Source organism: Saccharopolyspora spinosa NRRL 18395, assembly GCF_000194155.1.
Lineage (GTDB): Bacteria > Actinomycetota > Actinomycetes > Mycobacteriales > Pseudonocardiaceae > Saccharopolyspora > Saccharopolyspora spinosa.
On sequence record NZ_GL877885.1, the window covers coordinates 6,449 to 21,964 of the forward strand.

Annotated in this window: 6 protein-coding genes and 1 pseudogene; 6 read left to right on the plus strand and 1 reads right to left on the minus strand. The window is 65.0% G+C overall.

What is annotated here, in order from left to right; translation table 11 throughout:
* Nucleotides 1-554, minus strand: a pseudogene (locus SSPN_RS53380) (hypothetical protein); the annotation flags it as partial.
* Nucleotides 555-874: 320 nt separating this feature from the next.
* On the opposite strand from SSPN_RS53380, the gene SSPN_RS0141210 reads away from it, so the two are divergent.
* From SSPN_RS0141210 to SSPN_RS0141255, 6 genes are all read left to right on the plus strand, one after another.
* Entirely contained in the window at nucleotides 875-1,555 is a 681-nt protein-coding gene (locus SSPN_RS0141210) for a hypothetical protein (protein ID WP_148272127.1), read from the plus strand.
* Nucleotides 1,556-1,765: 210 nt separating this feature from the next.
* On the plus strand, nucleotides 1,766-2,833 hold the full coding sequence (locus tag SSPN_RS58125) for a hypothetical protein (protein ID WP_192814569.1): 1,068 nt from the start codon (nucleotides 1,766-1,768) through the stop codon (nucleotides 2,831-2,833).
* A 1,065-nt stretch (nucleotides 2,834-3,898) separates the two neighbouring features.
* Nucleotides 3,899-4,378 carry a hypothetical protein gene (locus SSPN_RS57420; protein WP_158309728.1) on the plus strand — a complete coding sequence of 160 codons (480 nt, stop codon included), beginning with the start codon at nucleotides 3,899-3,901 and terminating at the stop codon, nucleotides 4,376-4,378.
* Between the two features lie 418 nt (nucleotides 4,379-4,796).
* Complete coding sequence (locus SSPN_RS56165; protein WP_237710990.1) at nucleotides 4,797-5,204, plus strand: hypothetical protein; 408 nt, start codon at nucleotides 4,797-4,799, stop codon at nucleotides 5,202-5,204.
* Nucleotides 5,205-6,630: 1,426 nt separating this feature from the next.
* The gene (locus SSPN_RS0141250; RefSeq protein WP_148272128.1) at nucleotides 6,631-13,491 is read left to right on the plus strand and encodes a hypothetical protein; all 6,861 of its coding nucleotides are present in this window, start codon (nucleotides 6,631-6,633) and stop codon (nucleotides 13,489-13,491) included.
* The gene (locus SSPN_RS0141255) at nucleotides 13,466-15,478 is read left to right on the plus strand and encodes a hypothetical protein (RefSeq protein ID WP_010316523.1); all 2,013 of its coding nucleotides are present in this window, start codon (nucleotides 13,466-13,468) and stop codon (nucleotides 15,476-15,478) included. The genes SSPN_RS0141250 and SSPN_RS0141255 overlap by 26 nt, the downstream gene beginning before the upstream one ends.
* Nucleotides 15,479-15,516: the final 38 nt, after the last annotated feature.

A 15,516-nucleotide genomic window follows, 5' to 3' on the forward strand; every position in this document is an offset into this window, starting at 1 on the left:
GGGGTCAACTGCCACTCAAAACTGACATTGATGTGCCCCCCGGACTCCGAGCCATAACCGCCCTGCCCCCGTACCACGCTCAGCAACTTCTCCATACTGGGCCACACCTGCTCCCTGACGGGCCGCTTAGTGTCATTACGCAGGATCGGCGATGTCGCCTCCACCTCGAAAGGCTCCCACTCATCGAGCAACGCCCACTTACCGTTAGCCAAAATCTCCACAGCATCGCTCTTACGAACCAGTTTCGAGCCGTGGGCGGTCCGCCAATCCACCAGCCCCTCTCGTTCGAGCTCCGCCCCCAGACTTTCGACCCGCTCATCGAAATGATCGCCCGGGAGCTTGAACTCGACCTCGAATCCCAGACGCACGTCCGACCGAGAGCTCACCCCACCAGGCACACCGCCCTCGAAATACGTGACCGGAACACGCCCCTGCGCAATCGCCTGCCTCGCCTGCACATACACCTCACGCACCTTCGCCCGGCGAACATTGCGCAACCTTTTCTCCACCACATGAATGTCACCCAAGCCCGACTCAAGTGTCTGCAACTGCACTGGAGTCCACCGTCCCTGGTGCACCCACTGCTTCATAGTTTCGACGTACTCACGCACACCGTTCGGATCGAATTCTGGCGGCAACGTCCTCAAATGCCGCTCCATCGGGCGGAGTTGGCCGGGATGGTGGGTGATGAGGGGGTTCCGGCCGGGATGGTGGGTGGTGAGGGGGTTCCGGTCGGGGAGTGGGTGGGTGTGTCTGGGCTGGGGTGGGCTCTCCCGATCCTCATCCCGGTCTTGCACCGCCTCCAACTCCGCCTTCTGCGCCTCAATCAGCTCCACGGGACGAGATGTCGCGGGCGGAGTTCGAGAGGTTGCCGATGTTCGATCAGGGTTTGCGGAGGGCCTGGGAGGAGGAGCGGGGGCGTGTCGAGGCGTTGTGGGCGGAGTTGACCGGGATGGTGGATGACGAGGGGGAACCGGCCGGGGAGCAGATGGGTGAGTCTGGGGTGGGGCGGGCTGCGGCACTCGTGCCGGCCGAGATTGCGACGTTGGCTGAGCTGGCGGGTCGGATGGATCGGCATTTGAGGGCGATGCCGCCGGAATTCAATCCGAATCGTGTGCGTGAGAACGTCGAAACTGCGAAGCAGTGGGTGCGGCAGGGGCAGTGGACTCCAGCGCAGTTGCGGACGGTTGAGTCGAGGTTGGGGGAACAGGTGGGTGAGTCTGGGCAGGGGCGGGCTGCGGGATTCGTGCCGGCTGAGATTGCGCGGTTGGCTGAGCTGGCGGGTCGGATGGAGCGGCATTTGAGGGCGATGCCGCCGGAATTCAATCCGAATCGTGTGCGTGAGAACGTCGAAACTGCGAAGCAGTGGGTGCAGCAGGGGCAGTGGACTCCAGCGCAGTTGCGGACGGTTGAGTCGACCGAGGAAAACCCGCTCGGCGAGTTTACCGGTAAGGCTGATCTGGGCGAGGCGTTGATGGTTTCCAGGACCAGGCGTTTTCCTGACGATCCTGCTGAGGTTTATCGGTATTGGACCGTACGTGGATCGGGGTCGTGATGGATGGTGTGTTCGATGAGCTTGGAGGGACGATGAGGGGTACGGACGATGGTTTCCAGGGCCAGGCGTTTTCCTGACGATCCTGCTGAGGTTTATCGATATTGGCCCGCTCGTGGATCGGGGTCGTGATGGATGGCGTGTTTGATGAGCCCGGAGGGACGATGAGGGGGACGGACGTGTCCGTTGATGATGAGCGTGTGGTGGGGATGCATGATGTCTTGCTGGGGCTTGCCAGGCCGGGTGCCGGATGAGTTCCTCGCGACGGTGTCTGTGGTGCCGGTGAGTTTCCGTTCCGATGGGGTGTGGATCTGGCTGGACATCGTCTGTTACTACCTGGAGCAGCACGGGTTGGGGGAGGGGCGGGCTGCGGCATCGTTGTCCGATTTGGACGATGATCGGCAGGCGGGGTTGGAGGAGTCGGAGGAGGGGTTGGTCGGGGTTGAGGATGTGGGGCCGGATGTGCGGGTTGCGCGGTTGCGGGAGTCGTTGGAGCAGGCTGAGTCTGATTTGGCTTCGTTGGAGGCGTTGCCGGGTTGGGATGAGGTGGTGCGGGCGGATTTCGCGACGTTGCCGATGTTCGATCAGGTGGCGTTCGGGGCGACGGCCCGGCGGGTTGGTGGTGTGGCCGGGGTCGAGCAGTACGTGCGGAGCATGCCGGTGGGTGTGGCTTTGCCGGTGATTTACCAGCGTTCTGACGGTAGTGCGCATGTGATCGTTGCGGTGCGTGCAGGAGACGGCGATGGGGTGGATCTGCTGGATGCGCAGAAGGGGGAGGAAGTCGCCGAGGCCGCTGATGTCCTGGCTGCGACCGGGATCTGGGTGATTCCGGTGCTGGGGCAGGAAGCGGAAGGGGAGGTGGTGTTGTCGCCCAGTGGTTCCGGGCTGGGCAGCCAGGACGCGGGGTCCGGGCTGCCCGCCGAGGTGACGGGTCCGAAACGTCGGCGCGGTGTGTCCGGGCTGGCTGCGACCGGGATGTGGGTGATTCCGGTGCCAGGGGCGGAAGTGGAGGGGGAGGTGGTGTTGTCGCCCAGTGCTTCTGGGCTGCGCAGCCCGGACGCGGGGTCCGGGCTGCCCGCCGACGTGACGGGTCCGAAGCGTCGGGGCGGTGTGTCCGGGCCGGTGGCGGGGGGAGCCGACGCGAGTGGGGGGAGTTCGCGGGGGGAGGTTGACCAGGGTTCGCGGGGGGAGGTTGGCGAGAGTTCGCGGGGGGTCCGGGGTGCCGGATGCGGTTGTGCAGGCGGAGTGGGAGGAGTCGGGGGACGGGTTGGACGATGCTGAGAAGGAGCAGGTGGAGGGTGTAGCCGGTGATGTGGGGCCGGATGTGCGGGTTGCGCAGTTGCGGGAGTCGCTGGAGCAGCTTGGGACAGGATGCCGGGGATCATGCTGCGGGTGTCGGCGATGCTGGGTCGGTTGTCGGTGGGTTTGATTTTGCCGGTTTCCTCTCCGACTACGGCGAGGGGGCGGGTTCCGTTGGGTTGTTTGGGAGTGAAGGCCCTGACAAGCTGTTTTTCGGTGAGCTGTTTGCGGGGGATGCGGGGGAGTCTGGGGCGTTGGGGGTTTCAGATCCGGTAACGGGGGGTGAGTCGGTTGGGTCTGGATATCGGTTCGTGCCGGGGGTGAATCAGGCCAATTATGGTTGTCGTCGCCGAGGCGTACTCGTATCAGTTGTACAAGGACGCGAACCTGGTCGTGGCCTGGTCGGCGCCGAACGGTGACGGGATTCTCCTCCGGAACGGTGACGAGATCGGTGTCGACGGGTTCGCAGAGTGGCTCGGGCACCTCCGTGTCGGGCGGAATCGCGATTTGTGGACGTTGCTGGCGATTCCTGGCGCTCCTGCTGAGCTGCTGGCAGAGGTGCTCGATGTCGTTGAAGGACCGGTATTGACGACGGTGGAGCAGGTGTACAAGACTCCGGACGGGCGTCTGCTCGCGGGTGTTTACGAAACGGATCAGACCGGTCGCGTGCAATTCCGTCCCAGCCCCGGTCGGGCCGGTGGATTCGGCTGCGGTGCTGGCGCCCTCCGGCAAAGATCTGGTGGTGTCCGGTTCTCCTTCGGTGCCTGCCGTTGTTGTGGGCGGCACGGACGGTAAAAGGGGTGTCGATGACAGTGTGCCGGGCGGGAAGCCGACTCGTGATGTTCCGGTGCTGCCAAGTTCCGGGCACGACCGGCAAGGCACACCGCCACCGGCATATTTCTATGAGGTCGTGGGGTCTGGGCAGGATCGGCCGGGCGCATCGCTGTCGGCAGGTTCCGATGGGGTAGTGGGTTCTGGGCAGGAGATCGGGGTGCGGGGCCGGAGGGGGTGTCGGGGTGGGCTGGGGCTGATCAAGTCGACTGGGACGTGTGGTCGGCTGACGTCGATCTGGATGCGTGGCTTGCTCGGGCGGTGGCGGATGTAGATGGGGCACAGGTGCCGCAGGGTGTGGCGGATGCGGGCGTGAGGCTGGGCGCGAATGCTTATGAGGAGTTTGTCGAGAATGGGTTGGCCGCGTTCCTGGGACAGGATGCCGGGGATGATGCTGCGGGCGCCGGCGGTGCTGGGGCGGTTGCCGGGGGGTTTGATTTCGCCGGTTTCCTCTCCGATGGGGTGCAGGTGCCGCAGGGTGCGGCGGATGCTGGGGTGTTGCTGGGCGTGGGTGCTGATGGGGAGTTTGTCGCGAATGGGTTGCCGGCGTTCTTGAGACAGGATGCCGGCGACGATGCTGCGGGTGTCGGCGGTGCTGGGTCGGTTGCCGGGGGGTTTGATTTCTCCGGTTTCCTCCCCGACTACGCCGAGGGTTGCGGAGTTGGAGGAGTTGGCGGGGCGGGGGCCGCTGACTGAGGAGCAGGCGGCGGAACTGAGGGCGCTTCGGCAGAAGGTGGCGGGGCGGGGGCCGCAGAAGAAGGGCCGGGACGTGATGGACACCGGGATGAGTGGGGCCCCGGTGGCGGGACGGGATGTGCCGATTTCCGGGCCCGAGGGGGCATCGGAGTGGACTGGGGCTGATCGGGACGACCGGGGCGCGCGGTCGGATGGGGGCGTTGATCTCGGTGCGTCGGTTGATGAGGTGATGGGGGATTCAGCTGGGGAGGGGCGGGCTGCGGGTGAAGGCACTGACGGGCTGTTTTTCGGTGAGCCGTTTCTGGGGGATGCGGTGTGGCGGGATGCGGGGGGTGCGGTGGGGTTTGGAGTGTGGGGGGTTGCAGGTCCGGTAGCGGGGGGTGAGTCGGGTTGGTCTGGGTGTGGGTTTCTGCGGGGGGTGAATCAGGCTAATTATGGTGTGTTCCTGGAGTTGTTGCCGCTGAGCGAGGCCGCGCAGGCGCAGGTGGTGCAGCTTTTCGCCTGGACCCGCCCGTGGAAGCTCAATGATCCCGTAGAAGGGCACCCGGCGCTGGTCGTGGGTCTGCCCGAACAGTCGGTGTTGTTCCCGGCCCCGGGTGTGTCGAAGGCGCAGGTCGTCGCCGAGGCGTACTCGTATCAGTTGTACAAGGACGCGAACCTGGTCGTGGCCTGGTCGGCGCCGAACGGTGACGGGATTCTCCTCCGGAACGGTGACGAGATCGGTGTCGACGGGTTCGCAGAGTGGCTCTGGCGACTTGTCGGAGTCGTCGGTGGCGGATGTGCGTGGGGAGATCGGTCGAGCGAGGGAGGTGGGCTGGTCTGGTGATGACGAATTGGCGGCGCGGCGGATTGTGCACGGCACGCATGACATCGAGGGGTTGGCTCGTGGGGATGCTGCCGTGTCGCTGGAGGATGTGGTGGCGCTGGTCGCGGCAAAGCACCACGAACTCGGCGGTGATCATCAGGGCCAGGTGGTGGAGTTTTCCCGGGCGTTGGCGGAAAGCCTGGGTACGGAGGGCACCGGACTGAGCATCCGGGCCGGGGCGGGCCCGGAGGATCAGGCAGCGGGGCGCTCAGGGGAGTCTTCTGCGGCAGCCGGGCTGGGTGAGTTGTTTGGTGAATCCGCATCAGGATCCGGCGACGGCCGTGCCGGCGGCCGTGTCTGGGGGCGTGCCAGTGGGTGTGCCTGCGGGCGTGCCGGCGGGTGTGCCGGTGGACGCGGTGCGGGTGCCGGTGCCGGCGGGGGTGGTTGGTAGAAAGGCTGCTACCGATCGTGTTGTGGTGTTGGAGGAGTTGGCAGGGCGGGGGGAGTTGACTGAGGAGCAGGAGGCGGAGCTGGCGGAGCTACGGCCGAAGGCACAGCGGAAGCAGCAAGCGAAGGCAGATAGAGCGAAGCAGTACCAGGCGAGCAAGGTTGCTGCCGATCGGGTTGTGGTGTTGGAGGAGTTGGCGGGGCGGGGGGGGGAGCGCGTTCACCCCATCAGATGCCTCAGATGCCTCGGACCGGCCGGGCACACCACCACCCACATATGCCGAAGCGGTAGCGGGTTCCGGGCAGGAACAAGTGGTGGCACCGCCGCCGCTGGCATACCGTTCGGTTGCCGGTGGCAGCGTCAACGGAGCGGACCCAGCCAGTGATGCTCCGTCCGTACCAGGTCATGAGCAGGAACGGCCGGGCGCAACGCTGTCGGCAAGTTCTGATGGGGTAGTCGATTCCGAGCAGCAATGGCCGGGCACACCACCACCCACATATGCCGACGCGGTAGCGGGTTCCGGGCAGGAACAAGTGGTGAAGCAGCCTCCGCCGAACAGTCCGGTTGCCGGTGGTGATCAGGCCGTGCCCGGGGCGCATGGTGTGGATGTGTCTGGGAACCGGCCGCTGGGGGTGCATGCCTCGCAGACACCGGACTCACCAGCGGTGACCCCAGATGCTTCTGGTGTGCCCGCGGATGCTGCGTTGCCGGAGACTGGCAGGTCTAGTTCTGTCGTGGACTCCGACGGTGGTGTGCCCGCAGGGCAGCCGTCGCCGAGTGGGATGACCGGCCGCGATGGGGATTCCCCTGTGGACTCGGCCGCCGTACGTGGGGATTCGCATCGTCTTGATGTTGCTGCGGTGTCACCGGATTCGGCGATACCGTCGGCGGAGGGGGCGCAGGCGGTCCCGTATCCGCATCAGGATCCGGCGACGGCCGTGCCAGCGGCCGCGTCTGGGGGACGCTGGAACGGATCTGCCGGAATCGGCGGTGTTGTCGGTGGATGGGGCGCAGGCGGTGCCGTCTCTGCAGCAGGACCGGGTGGTGGCGCCGCTTGCGGGGCTGCGGGTGGACGCGGTCCAGGTGCCGGTGCCGGCGGATCTGGTTGCTGGTGGCGGGTTGGCGGAGTTCGTGCGGGATGGTGTCGCGGATTCCACGGGCGGGCCTGTGCTGCTGGTCGCGCAGGGCAATCCGGCTGCGGGTGTGGTGGTGTCGCCTGGTCAGGGTTCGGCCTTGGCGCAGGGGGTGGGGCGTGATGTTGTCGCGGTGACGCCGGGACAGGGCGGGCGTGGGCCGCAGTGGACGGTGTTCGGTGCGGATGGTTCGGCTAGGCCGGTGACCGGGACCGGTGCCCCGGTGCCGGCCGGGAACGGCCAGGGCGTGGCCGGTCTGGCGGACGCCTCGACTGCTGTTCCGGACTCCGGTCAGCAAGCAGTGGTCCCGAATGAGACAGCGGCTGTCCAGACGGCATCGGTGGCCAGTGCAGGCGGGCGGGGATCTGGCGAGCCGGTCACTGACGCATCCGGGCAAACCCACCAGAACCCGGACGAGGAGTTCCGCGCGTCGCGGCAAGCGGACGATCGGACGGACACCACTGGCGGGGAAACCGCTGAGCAGAGTGGGGAAACCGAGCCAGTGGCCGGCCCCCGAGAGGCCGCCTACTACAACGCCCTCTGGCACGGTGGGAAGGAACCCGGGGTCGAAGACCGCGCCTGGCAGCACACCCAGGCGCGGCAGGCATCGTGGTTCGACCCGCTGCCCCGCCCGCTGAAGCCCGGCGCGTGGGAACACTTGCGGAATACGATTCCCGATGGCAAGGCGGACTTCGAGGTCGGGGATGTCCGGATGTCCAGCCGTCCCAACAGATTGGTGACCGGAAAGGGCGCTGTCAGCTACGACTGGCGGCGCTTTGAGGTGGCGCCGGGGCGTGGGGTGCAGGAGTTCACGTTCAATGCGCACCTGAACTCCGGCGAGTTCCTAACGCCGTTCCGGGAGAGGGCCGAGCGTGAACTGCGGCTTGCCGAGGAAGCCGAGAACGCCGCCGACAATGCCGCAGTCGCCGTCCGGCAACTCGAACAGCAACTGGATTCGTCGCCGGGCAACGCCGGCGTGCTTGCCCGTGCGCAGGCCGACGCCGATACCGCTCGGCAGCGGGCCGACGCGCAGCGGGACAAGGCGCGCGAGGCCGGTGTGGAGTTGGATCAGCGGCAGCACGTCCTCAACGACCTAAAGCGGCGCGCCGCCGATTCGGTGGATGAGCTGTACAACCAGGGCTACCGGATGGCCCATTCCGGCGACCAGTTCCACTTCCGGCTGGAGTTCGTTGACGACCCGGCGGAGGCCCATCGATCGATCGGCCTCCGCACCGACCCGAACGCGGGTACCAACCAGGTCATTTGGAACCCGCACACGCTCGGCTCGACGGTCGCCCACGAGCTCGGGCATTACCTCGGTCTGCCCGATGAGTACTTCGAGCCGGGGACCTACACACTCGGTCGCCGACAGACCGAGGACGGTGTGTCACTGCCGGAGTACACGGTCCGGACGTACCTGGACACGGACGTGTATCTGAATCCGCTGCGGGAGGCGGTGGGTGCCGACGAGCGCTGGGCCGCGGAAGCGAAGACGGACGCGGCACGCGAATCGAACGATGCTGCGTTGCGGGACGAGGCACAGCGGTTGCGGGCGAAGGCGGACGAGTCGAAGCAGCGGCTCGCGGACGCCCAGCGGGAGGTCGACGAGCTGAAGGACCGCGCGATCAGCGGAGTCGCGGAGTTGTTCCGGCCTGAGCGGATGCACCCGGACGCGCGGTACTTCGTCAAGCTGGAGTTCAGCGACAACCGGGCCGAGTCGAACTTCCTCGTCGACCTCCGGCAGTCTGCCAATGACGATCCGGGGGGCTGGGACATTCGGAGCAGCGGGTATGGCCTCGCCGCCACGGTCGGTTTCCACCTGGGGCTCTCGCCGGACTTCTTCCGGCGGCTGCGCAGGGACCAGGTCGGTGACTTCCAGGAGCGCCCGAAGGCCGATAACCGGCTGGTGTTCAACCGGGCAGATCCGCCAATGCCCACCGACACCGCTACCGGCTGGCCGCACAGCTCGCAGAACTCCTACATACCCGATGACGGGTTGATGACTGGCAAGCAGCGGGCGTTCCTGCCACGGAACCTGTGGCGGATCGAGGAAGTGGCGATTTCGCAGGGACTGCGCCCGGATGTGCTCGTGCCGGGCCCGCAGCGTCGGGCGCGGACGTTGGATCACCTGCTGTCTCGCGACCCCGTGGACGAGAGCGCAGTGCTGCGTGAGCTGGCCGCGCTGCGCGGAGATCCGGCCGCCGTCCAGGAGGTGCAGACCGCGTTCCTGGCGAATACCGGGGACACACTGGACGTGGTCCTGCGCTTAGTGCTCGGCGAGGACGGTCACAAACGCGCCGTGCAGCACCTGGTGTCGCGCGACTGGGACGCCCCGGCAGCCTCCTCGGCGGTCGACGCGGAGAACTACCGGGTAGCCAGGTCCTCGGGCGACGGAAAAGACGTGCCCGAGGCCGATCGCCCGGAGACCACTGGCGCGGAAACTGCCGAGCGGGGCGGGGAAATCGAGCGGGCATCGGCTCGTGGGAGTAGTCCCGAACCGGAGACCACGCCGGCCGATCCGCAGACGGCGTCTACGGCCACGACGAGAACTGCTCGCCAGGCTCGGGAGCAGTCTGCATCGTCGCACCGTGCCGGTGGATTGCGGGAGTTTGGTGGTCGGAGTGCGCGGTCCGATGAGGAGTTCCTGGCTGGCGACTTGTCGGAGTCGTCGGTGGCGGATGTGCGTGGGGAGATCGGTCGAGCGAGGGAGGTGGGCTGGTCTGGTGATGACGAGAGTTCCGCTGACAACTTGCTTTCTGCCACGGTGACCGCGGTCCCTGGAATAGACGCGGTCGCGTCTAGAGGGAGGCAGAGCTATCACCGGCGCGTGGCGATTGGCAAGGCGCTTAGTGGTTTGCGGGACGATGCTGCTGTCGAACGGTTGCTGCGAGACGAGGCACGTGCGGAGGGGCTCCTTGGGCGTTACGACACCAGGCTCGATTTGGAAGTTCGGTTCAATAGGGGGAAGACATGGGCCGCCCCAATTATTGGTGAGGTCAGGAGGAAGCTGACATCCGATTTGGAAGCTTCGGTGAATTCTCTGCGGCAGATTTTGGCGGAGGCGGAGACAACCACTGGCCTGCGGATCGAATATGAAGCCAAGATCGCGATGTGGTTGCCTATTAATCAGCATACGGGGGTCAACGAGATCCACCGCCGGGCAGGGGAAGCTGCCGCCGCTGTTCCGGTGTTGCGGGAGCAGCGCCAACTACATAATTTGACGGCTGTGCGGGACTGGGATAAGCGGTACAAGCTGGCCGAGGCGCAGTTGGATGAGTGGGCCGGGATTGCGGGTCGTGCCGTTGTGGCCGGCTTGTTGGCTGATGCGGACGGGGTTTTGGGGCCGCTGAAGGTGTCGCGGCGGTTCCGGGTTGTGCTGGCGCAGTGGTTGGGTGAGCATCCGGGTGACTGGCGCGGTGCCCAGGCGGTGCGGGGGGAACTGGCCGGTTACCTGGCGGGTGACCCTGTCATTGGCCTGGCGGTGAGTGGTTTGACTCGCGACGTGTTCGAGGCGGTGAGAGCGGAAGAGCAGCGTTGGCAGGGGGGTGGTGCTGGGAATCAGGCGGACGCTGGGGCCATTGCTGCCCCGATGGTGCGCGGGGTCGATGATGATCCAGCGCTGCGCGTTATTTCTCGGGTTAGTTCGGTAAAGCGGGCGTTCGCGGATGCGGGTCGGGCGTTGCGGCAGTTGGCTGACGAGCAAGGTCATGGTGTCGTGGACGGTTTGTACGCTGCTGCGGATGAGGTTTTGGGGTCTCTTAAGGAGTCGCAGCCGTTCCGGGATGTGATGGCACACGAGTTGATGACGAGCCCGCCGAACCTGCGGGATCAGCAGGTGCAGGAGTTGCGGGGGAAACTGGTCCGTTACCTGGCTGGTGACCTGAGTGGCGGTGCGGACTCGAGTTCCGCTGACAACTTGCTTTCTGCCACGGTGACCGCGGTCCCTGGAATAGACGCGGTCGCGTCTAGAGGGAGGCAGAGCTATCACCGGCGCGTGGCGATTGGCAAGGCGCTTAGTGGTTTGCGGGACGATGCTGCTGTCGAACGGTTGCTGCGAGACGAGGCACGTGCGGAGGGGCTCCTTGGGCGTTACGACACCAGGCTCGATTTGGAAGTTCGGTTCAATAGGGGGAAGACATGGGCCGCCCCAATTATTGGTGAGGTCAGGAGGAAGCTGACATCCGATTTGGAAGCTTCGGTGAATTCTCTGCGGCAGATTTTGGCGGAGGCGGAGACAACCACTGGCCTGCGGATCGAATATGAAGCCAAGATCGCGATGTGGTTGCCTATTAATCAGCATACGGGGGTCAACGAGATCCACCGCCGGGCAGGGGAAGCTGCCGCCGCTGTTCCGGTGTTGCGGGAGCAGCGCCAACTACATAATTTGACGGCTGTGCGGGACTGGGATAAGCGGTACAAGCTGGCCGAGGCGCAGTTGGATGAGTGGGCCGGGATTGCGGGTCGTGAGGTTGTGGCCGGCTTGTTGGCTGATGCGGACGGGGTTTTGGGGCCGCTGAAGGTGTCGCGGCGGGGCCGGGGGGTGCTGGCGCAGTGGTTGGGTGAGCATCCGGGTGACTGGCGCGGTGCCCAGGCGGTGCGGGGGGAACTGGCCGGTTACCTGGCGGGTGACCCTGTCATTGGCCTGGCGGGGGGGGGTGTGGCGCCCGACGTGTTCGAGGCGGTGAGAGCGGAAGAGCAGCGTTGGCAGGGGGGTGGTGCTGGGAATCAGGCGGACGCTGGGGCCATTGCTGCCCCGATGGTGCGCGGGGTCGATGATGATCCAGCGCTGCGCGTTATTTCTCGGGTTAGTTCGGTAAAGCGGGCGTTCGCGGATGCGGGTCGGGCGTTGCGGCAGTTGGCTGACGAGCAAGGTCATGGTGTCGTGGACGGTTTGTACGCTGCTGCGGATGAGGTTTTGGGGTCTCTTAAGGAGTCGCAGCCGTTCCGGGATGTGATGGCACACGAGTTGATGACGAGCCCGCCGAAACTGCGGGATCAGCAGGTGCAGGAGTTGCGGGGGAAACTGGTCCGTTACCTGGCTGGTGACCTGGGTGGCGGTGCGGACTCGAGCACTGCCGACGACTTGCTTTCCGCCACGGTGGCCCGGGTGCCTGGAAACACGAGATCTGAAAGAATGCAGAGGTTTCAGCGGCGCGTGGCGGTTGGCATGTCTTTCAGTGGTTTGCTGGAAGTTGCTGTCGACCGGGTGCTGCGAACCGAGGCGGTTGAAAACGCGCTTCGCGAGGATTTCAGCATCACCGCTATGGGGGCTCGGTTCAACAGATCTCGGGAATGGGGTCGCAAAGTTCTTAATGATGTCAAGCAGCAGCTTAGCTCCGATTTGGAAGCTGCGGTGGGGTCTCTGCGGCAGATTTTGACGGAGGCGGAGGCAAGCACTGACCTGTGGAACGCATATGAAGCCCAGATCGCGCAGTGGTTGGATCTAGATGGGGTGCGTGTCGACGCGATCCGCAGCCGGGTAGAGGAAGCTGTCGCTGTTGTTCAGGGGTTGCGGGAGTGGTTCCGGGATAACGCGATCCCGGAAATGCGGGATAGTTTCGAGACAGCAGGCGGCGAGTTACGGCAGTTGGAGGCTCTGCACGGTCCAGATCCGGTGGGCTACACGTTCGCCGGCGTAGAACAGCGCTTCAGGGGAATGCAGGATGATCAATTGCGGAATGCGGTCCCGCATCGGCTGCTGACGCATGGCGGTCATATAGGAGATGCGCAGGCGTTGTTGCGGGACTGGGATCAGCTATACGAGCGGGCCGCGGCGCAGGTGCATGAGTGGGCCGGGATTGCGGGTCGTGAGGCTGTGGCCGGCTTGTTGGCTGATGCGGACGGGATTTTGGGGCCGCTGGCGGTGTCCGGGCGGTTCCGGATGGTGTTGGCGCAGTGGCTGGGTGAGCATCCGGGTGACTGGCGCGGTGCTCAGGCGGTGCGGGGGGAGCTGGCCGGTTATCTGGCCGGTGACCCTGATTTCGGCGTGGCGGTGAGTGGTTTGCCGCCCGGCGCATTCGAGGAGGCGAGAGCGGAAGAGACGCGTAGGCAGGCGGATCATGGTGGGAATCAGGCGGAGGTTGTGGCCCCGATGGTGCGCGGGGTCGATGATGATCCAGCGCTGCGCGTTATTTCTGAGGTTGTTTCGGTAAGGCGGACGTTCGCGGATGCCGGTAGGGCGTTGCGGCAGTTGGCCGACCAGCAAGGTCAAGGTGTCGTGGACGGTTTGTACGCTGCCGCGGACGAGGTCTTGGGGTCTCTCAAAGAGTCGCAGCCGTTCCGGGATGTGATGGCACACGAGTTGATGACGAACCCGCGGGATGATCAGCAGTTGCAGGAGTTGCGGTGGGGACTGGTCCGTTACCTGGCTGGTGACCCGAGTGGCGGTGCGGACTCGAATACTGCCAACGACTTGCTTGCCGCCACGAGAACCGTGTCTTCTGTGGAGAACGAAGATAAGGTTAGAGAGCAGCTGATATATCGACGGCGCGTGGCGGTTGGCAAGGTGCTTAGTGGTTTGCCGGAGGATGCTGCTGTCGACCGGGTGCTGCGAAACGAGGCGCGTGAATACGTGCTTCGTGAGGATTGCGACAGGTCTCATTTGATGAATCGGTTTAATAGAGGGAATTGGTGGATTGTCGGAGTTGTTACGGATGTCAAGCAGCAGCTGAGCTCCGATTTGGAAGCTGCGGTGGGGTCTCTTGGCGGAGGCGGAGGCAAGCGCTGACCTGCGGAACGCATATGAAGCCCAGATCGCGAAGTGGTTGCGTATTGATCGGCACATGCGCGTCAAGGGTATCCGCGGCCGGGTAGCGGAAGCTGTCGCTGCTGTTCAGGGGCTGCGGGAGCGGTTCCGGAGTAACGCGATTCCGGAAATGCGGGAGAGTTTCGAGACAGCAGATGGCGGATTATGGCAGTTGGGGGCTTTGCACGGTCCAGATCCGGTGGGTCGTGCGTTCGCTGACGTGGACCAGCACTTCGGGCGGATGCTGGATGGTTCATCGTGGAATGCGGTCGCGCATGGGCTGCTGACGCATGGCGGTCATTTAGGGGATGCACAGGTGTTTCTGCGGGACTGGCATGAGCGGTACGAGCGGGCAGTGGCGCAGGTGCATGAGTGGGCCGGGATTGTGGGTCGTGATGCTGTGGACCGGTTGTTGGCTGATGCGGAAGGGGTTTTGGGGCCGCTGAAGGTGTTGTGGCGGTTCCGGATGGTGCTGGCGCAGTGGTTGGGTGAGCATCCGGGTGACTGGCGCGGTGCTCAGGCGGTGCGGGGGGAACTGGCCGGTTACCTGGCCGGTGACCCTGATTTCGGTGTGGCGGTGAGTGGTTTGCCGCCCGGCGCATTCGAGGCGGTGAAAGCGGAAGAGACGCGTTGGCAAGCAGACCGTGCTGGCGACCAGGCGGAGGCTGCTGCCCCGATGGTGCGCGGGGTCGATGATGATCCAGCGCTGCGCGTTATTTCTCGGGTTAGTTCGGTAAAGCGGGCGTTCGCGGATGCGGGTCGGGCGTTGCGGCAGTTGGCTGACGAGCAAGGTCATGGTGTCGTGGACGGTTTGTACGCTGCTGCGGATGAGGTTTTGGGGTCTCTTAAGGAGTCGCAGCCGTTCCGGGATGTGATGGCACACGAGTTGATGACGAGCCCGCCGAACCTGCGGGATCAGCAGGTGCAGGAGTTGCGGTGGAAACTGGTCCGTTACCTGGCTGGTGACCTGAGTGGCGGTGCGGACTCGAGTACTGCCGACATCTTGCTTTCCGCCACGATGGCTCCGGATCCTGGAAAACTGAAATCTGAAGCAATGATGATGTTTCATCGGCGCGTGGCGGTTGGCATTTCTTTCAGTGGTTTGCCGGACAGTGCTGCTGTCGACCGGGTGTTGCGAAACGAGGCGGGTGAATACGCGCTTCGCGTGGCTTGCACCATCTCAGACCTGGGGGAGCGGTCCAATAGATCTAGGGACTGGGGTCGCAAAGTTCTTAATGATGTCGGGGGCCGGCTGAGCTCCGATTTGGAAGCTGCGGTGGGGTCTCTGCGGCAGATTTTGACGGAGGCGGAGGCAAGCACTGACCTGTGGAACGCATATGAAGCCCAGATCGCGCAGTGGTTGGATCTAGATGGGGTTCCTGTCGACGCGATCCGCAGCCGGGCAGAGGAAGCTGTCGCTGCTGTTCAAGGGTTGCGGACGCAGCTCCGAAATAACGACGGACGGCAGTTGGAGGCTCTGCACGGTCCAGATCCGGTGGGTCGTGCGTTCGCTGACGTGGACCAGCACTTCGGGCGGATGCTGGATGATTCATCGTGGAATGCGGTCGCGCATGGGCTGCTGACGCATGGCGGTCATTTAGGGGATGCACAGGTGTTTCTGCGGGACTGGCATGAGCGGTACGAGCGGGCAGTGGCGCAGGTGCATGAGTGGGCCGGGATTGTGGGTCGTGATGCTGTGGACCGGTTGTTGGCTGATGCGGAAGGGGTTTTGGGGCCGCTGAAGGTGTTGTGGCGGTTCCGGATGGTGCTGGCGCAGTGGTTGGGTGAGCATCCGGGTGACGGGCGCGGTGCTTGGGCGGTGCGGGGGGAACTGGCCGGTTACCTGGCCGGTGACCCTGATTTCGGTGTGGCGGTGAGTGGTTTGACTCGCGACACGTTAGAGGCGGTGAGAGCGGAAGAGGCTCGTTGGCAGGAGGGTAGTGCTGGGTTTCTCGGGTTAGTTCGGTAAAGCGGGCGTTCGCGGATGCGGGTCGGGCGTTGCGGCAG

Bases quoted from the DNA above. Each gene is read 5' to 3' on its own strand.
- SSPN_RS0141210 (WP_148272127.1), top strand. From the start codon at position 875: ATGTTCGATCAGGGTTTGCGGAGGGCCTGGGAGGAGGAGCGGGGGCGT.
- SSPN_RS58125 (WP_192814569.1), top strand. From the start codon at position 1,766: ATGATGTCTTGCTGGGGCTTGCCAGGCCGGGTGCCGGATGAGTTCCTC.